Consider the following 5503-nt stretch of genomic DNA (forward strand, 5'->3'; position numbering starts at 1 on the left):
CCAATTTTTATTCCTTAAGAAAGGCAGCAGAAGAATATAGTAATAATGGCCGTATAGAAAATTTTTCTTTAAAACTTAAATGTGTTAAAACTTTAGAAGCTCGCTCTATCCTCAATTATAATAGGTGGAATTTTTTTTCTGTTAAGAACAAATTTTTAGCAAAACCATCAATAGAAATTATTTTGCAAGGACAAAAAGCAATTAATTATATAAAGTCTTATAATAATGTACCTTGTGGAAGCGGCTACGATTCTTGTATACTATTTGAGCAAAAAAGCTTCGTATACAAATCCTACCCCTCAACAGTAGCATTTACAGATGTAGATGTAGCGAGGTTATCTGGGCTTTCCAATTATGCAGTTGCAAAAAGTGATTTGCCAAACTTACTTGATCAGTTTAAGGATAATAGCAATGCACTGGTACCATATGATTTAAAATCAAAGGAGATAGAAGAGTTTAAGCTATCAGCAATTGATATGATGAATAATTTAAGGAAGGAAGGTTATGAGATAAGGTTGGATAATGTATTTAATTTTGGTGGTCAAAGTAATCAAGAAGCAAGATTTTTAAGATACTTCTTTGAGCAATATAATCCTGGGATTTACAAAGTAAATACACCAAATCAATTAGCAATAGGAGATGGGTCTTGTGTAGATAGTTGTGCACTTGCTGGTGATGGTACTGGGTTAGTTGCAAGTGGTGGATTAGTAACCAATTACATATTTGAAAGTATATTTGAGCTTCCAGGAATGAAGCAAAAAGGAACTGCTTATTTACTGAAGGAATTGGGATATAGTACAGGTGATATTATACAAATACTAGCAGACCCTGATTATGAACATGAGGTATTAAAAAGAGCAATCTTTGATAAGTTAGGTAAAGCATATATATGGAATCATAAGAAGAATGATGATGATGAGTTTGATCAATTGCTTAAGAATGCAGTCACATCTAAAAGGGATTTAGGGTTAATACCAGGCATAGAATTAACAAGATGGCAACAAAGTGAGCTTGTGGATGCAATACTGTGGCCAGTAAAAGAAAATATAAATGGAATAGAAGTATGGTCTTTAAGGTTGTATGTAACAGAGGAGATACTTAAGGATGGTTATAGTAGTGCAACGATAGCACTTAAGAATACAACATTAATGATAGATGAAGATGTATTTAATGGTGGATTGATAAATTCAATAGGAGATACATTTATAGAGGCAAGGAATATTTATCAGCTAAATCAAATTAAGGGAAGTGGTAGTTTAAATGTCGAGGCTAGAGGTAGCTTTATAATGGAAATGCTTGTGAAGGTGATTGAACAATATAGTTGTAACTCGCATATAGTTAGTTATGTTCCAATGAATAGTCCAGCAGTAGACTTGAATGGAAGCTTTAAAGTAAATTCTAAAGGAAATATTGGTGTAAAGGGTGGAGAGATAAAAGCTGATACTATTGCAATAGAGTCAGGGGATAAGATAATAGTCATACCAGCTGCAATATATAATAAATTATATTATTCATGGGGTGATGGGTATAGTAGAAGTGAGAGTTTAGAATATGAACTTGCTAGGATAATGGCAAGTGGAGATATAAAGATAGTAAGTCAAAATGGAAATTACTTATACTCACCAATAATTAAAACAGAAGGAGAATTTGAGTTAGAAGCAAAGCTTGGGAAGAATGTAATAGAAGCAGTTGCGAATAAGTATATAAGTGAGAGATATGAAGATGATAGTTGGTTCGTGTTTAGTAGTGAAACATATTCATATAGTAGCATTACGAATATTATAAGACCTTTTATAAGTGCAGCTAAGAAAGTAGTATTTGGGTCATTAGAAGATACAGCAATAAGGGCAGCGATCATAACAACAAGCTCAATGGAGATTAAGACTGGAAAAGATGATATTGTTGGATTAATAAGCTTATTACCTGGTAAGAATATAATGCTAAAAGAAGAGTGGGGAGAAAGTGATTATGTAATAAGAAGCAAAAAATATGTTGGCAAATCAGTATCTGAGGAGATAGTTCCTACAATAATACAAATAAATAATGATTGTAAGGGAGTGGAAGGTGAAGGAGATGCAGTTAAAACTATGGATGGAAAATGTGCCACATTTATAGGCTATGGAAGTGGTGGATGGTTACAGTTGGCAAGTAAGGTAGAGGCTGAGACGATAGAAATAAAAGCACCACCAGGAATGAAGTTAGTGGCAGCACCAGAATTAGATTTTAGTTATGCGGCTGTAGATAAAAAAGGAATAGGCTTTGCATTTACATCAAATTCAAGAGAGCAAAGTGTAGGGCTTGGGATTAAGGTGAGTAAAAGTAGAGAGACGAATGCGGAAGCAATACATAGGGTCTCAAGTTTAGTAGGACATTTTATAACACTAGATACAGATGAAACTATTTATACAGAAGGAGCGTATATAAAAGCAGAGGAAAAGTTAACAACAAAATCTAAACTAGAAATACATGATGTGGTATATTATACTAAGACACATAGCCAAAGGAAAGTAGAAGGGTTTTTAGGATTTAAATTAGGGATACAAAATAGTATAGCAGGACTTATAGAAAGTGGTAAGAGTGTAGATAAAAGTATTAGGCAAGGTGGGAAAGAAGGAGCGATTAATACAGCATTTGCAGCATGGGATGCATATAATACATTAATGGGGATAGCGGCAGGAGGAGGATTATTCCAAGGTGGAGTATGGCTTGCTGCAAGTTATCAAGAAAGCAGTAATGAGTTAGATAAAAGAACAGTTAAGTTTACTACAATAGAAGTAGGAAAAGAAGAAGATGGAAAATTAAAAGAAGGCACATATGAAAGCACAAGTGAGGAGTTGAGATTAAAATCAACACAGATCAAAGCATATGATGCATATTTCAATACAAATAAGCTAACTACAAATACAGCAAATAACGAAGAACATAGAAGATCACAAGGCGGTGGAATAAATATCCAAGTTGGAATGAGTGGAACTGTAGGTTCAAATGTAGGTGGCAATACAGGAAAGCTAAATAGTGACGAGATAGTTCCTATTCATGCAGAAATATATGTAACAAATAGATTAGAGTTAAAAGTAAAGGGACATGCGGATATCAAAGGTACATTTATAGAAGCAAAATCACTTGAAGCAAGCTTTGAGAGTTTAATATTGGAATCAGTAAAAGAGCTAGAAGAAAGCAGTGGTAGGAGCTTTGGATTGTCAACAGGATGGGGTAATAGTGTATCTAAGAGTTATGGTGGATCATTTGAAGTAAGTAGTGGTAAGAGGAATGTAGTGAGCAAGCTAACAGGGTTAGTTGGACAAGAAGATGCAAATATAATAGTAGCACATGCGCTAGAGTTAAATGGAGCAATGATAGCAAATGCTGAAGTAGATGAAGAAGGGAATTACAAAGATGTGGGTAATTTGATACTTACTGTAGGAGAGTTATTTGTGAAGTATGTATACGATAGTGATGAGGGGTATACTCTTGGAGCAAGTATTAACTATATAACTGAAAACAAAGGAAGCGATGGAAAGATAAGTAAATACGGAGTTGTGATTGGCGGAAGAGATGGGGATGGATATACATTTGCGACAATAGGAAAAGGTGAAGTAAAATGTACAGAAAGTAGAGTTAATAAAGTATGTGAAATAGAAAAAGCAAATAGAGATGTAAGTAAGACAAGTAGCTTTGATTATGACTACAAGATAGAAACAATAAGAGCAAAATTTAGCTCTTTAGATGAGGAAACAAAGAAGAAAGCAATAGAAAATTTAAAATCTGGAAAGTTCTTTGAGAATATTGCAACTAGCTTTATGGATGCAGTTGGTGAGGTTGGGGAAGCATTAGGTAATATATTGCCAAATAAAGAAAGCATCAAACAAGATGAGAAAACTAAATTTAATCCCAAGGATCAAGTATTTACAAATGATAAATATGCAAGAAAAAATAATCTAGATGAATTATCAGAAATAGATCAAAAAATTTTAAAAAAATATCCAGAACTCAATGGTAATATATATAAAAAATTATCAATTATTAGATTAGCACATCACTTAGAAAGTAATAATTTGGTATTAGATAGAAATGGCGCAATTGATACAGCATATGCAGCAGTATCGAAGTATATGTCAGAAAATCCAGTGATTAGACCAGCAGCATTGCCATTAGTGGCGATGGGAATTGGTCAGGCAATAAGAAGCTGTGCGACAAGTTCTGCATGCGTAAAAGCTGTTCTGGAAATTTCAATAGGAGCTGCAGCTTGGCTTGGAATTAAAATTACAACAGATAAGCTAAATGAAGAATCTTATAAATCTAGCAATGATGATATTTCTAAAGATAAGCAGCAAACTCAGCAAGAGCCAGGAACTGCAGTAGCCTCATCAGGAGCACCTGATCCTGATGATGACTTCGATCCTGATGAAGAAGAAAACCTAAATAATGAAAAATCTACTAATCAACTTAATCAAGAAATAAAAAAAGGGCAAGCTCCTAAAGAGATAAAAAGGGTCGATAAAGCTAATCCTTTTATAAAAGGACAAAAAACACATGTTCATTTTAATAACGGTGCTGCTTTAAATAAAGATGGGACATGGAGAGAAGGATTTATAAAACTAACAAAAAAACAAAGATTATGGTTACAAAAAAATGGATGGAAATTACCAAATGATTAAATTTAATAACATAGAAGACTGGTTTAATAAAATACAACCAGAAATAAAAAAATCTAAATCAGTTGATATAGATTTAGACTATTTCTTAAAGAGAAATAAGGACCCTCTTTGCTTTGTAAAAAAGGGTATTGTAATGTTAAATGAATTAGTAGTTTTATGTAAAAAAAAGGGCATTATAGAATATTACATGCCGTCAATAATTATTCCATTAAAATGCATTAAAGCTAGTAACATTGCAGTATTCAATTCGAATAATTTTGATTTAGTAAACGAAATAGAAAGTATGAGCCCAGGTGATATATGTTTAATTAATCGTGATGAAAATAAGTATTATGTCATGTTAGAAGAATATAAGTATCCTCTAAAAATAGAGTTGCCAATAAAATTAAATAAAAACTGCAAAATTTATTATCATTGCTTTCGTAATGAAGAAGAATTAAAGCATAATTGGGAATTCTATAGATATATAAGCATAAAGCATTATACAGATAGGCTTATTAATTAAAATGGCTCTGTCGCATCTGTAATATGTAAACGCTAAAATATCCCCATCTTGACAAGTATTATCCGCCTTTCTTTGGGTTTCTTAAGTTTTTTGATAATTCTAAAAAAAATTTAATTTGATGATATTTTTTTATCAATATTATATGGAAGTAAATTTACTAACTCTTTTGGATCAGAATAATCATGAATATGATTCAGCAAATATTTTAAATAATCATAAGGATTAATCTTATTTACTTTGCAAGTTTCAATAATACTATAAATATTTGCACTAGCTTTAGCACCCTTAGTTGTTGCACAGAACATCCAATTTTTTCTGCCAACTGCAAATGGTTTTATAC

The 5503-nt window shown here is 32.3% G+C and carries 3 protein-coding genes; 2 read left to right on the plus strand and 1 reads right to left on the minus strand.

Features of this window, described 5'->3' with window-relative positions; all coding sequences use genetic code 11:
* Nucleotides 1-4658, plus strand: a 4658-nt coding sequence (locus EIC27_RS06080) for a hemagglutinin repeat-containing protein (protein WP_153183774.1), incomplete at its 5' end; no start/stop codon positions are given.
* Nucleotides 4633-5163: a hypothetical protein gene (locus EIC27_RS06085; RefSeq protein WP_153183775.1), complete on the plus strand. Its 531-nt coding sequence runs from the start codon at nt 4633-4635 to the stop codon at nt 5161-5163. The genes EIC27_RS06080 and EIC27_RS06085, both read left to right, overlap by 26 nt.
* Before the next feature lie 110 nt (nt 5164-5273).
* Here EIC27_RS06085 and EIC27_RS08405 read toward each other — a convergent pair.
* A partial coding sequence (locus tag EIC27_RS08405; protein ID WP_205702304.1) for a transposase domain-containing protein occupies nt 5274-5503 on the minus strand: 230 nt, incomplete at its 5' end.

This window comes from Candidatus Aquarickettsia rohweri (genome assembly GCF_003953955.1).
Classification (GTDB): domain Bacteria; phylum Pseudomonadota; class Alphaproteobacteria; order Rickettsiales; family Midichloriaceae; genus Aquirickettsia; species Aquirickettsia rohweri.

Excerpts from the sequence above, each read along its gene's own strand:
- EIC27_RS06085 (WP_153183775.1), top strand. The coding sequence starts at position 4,633 with ATGGATGGAAATTACCAAATGATTAAATTTAATAACATAGAAGACTGG.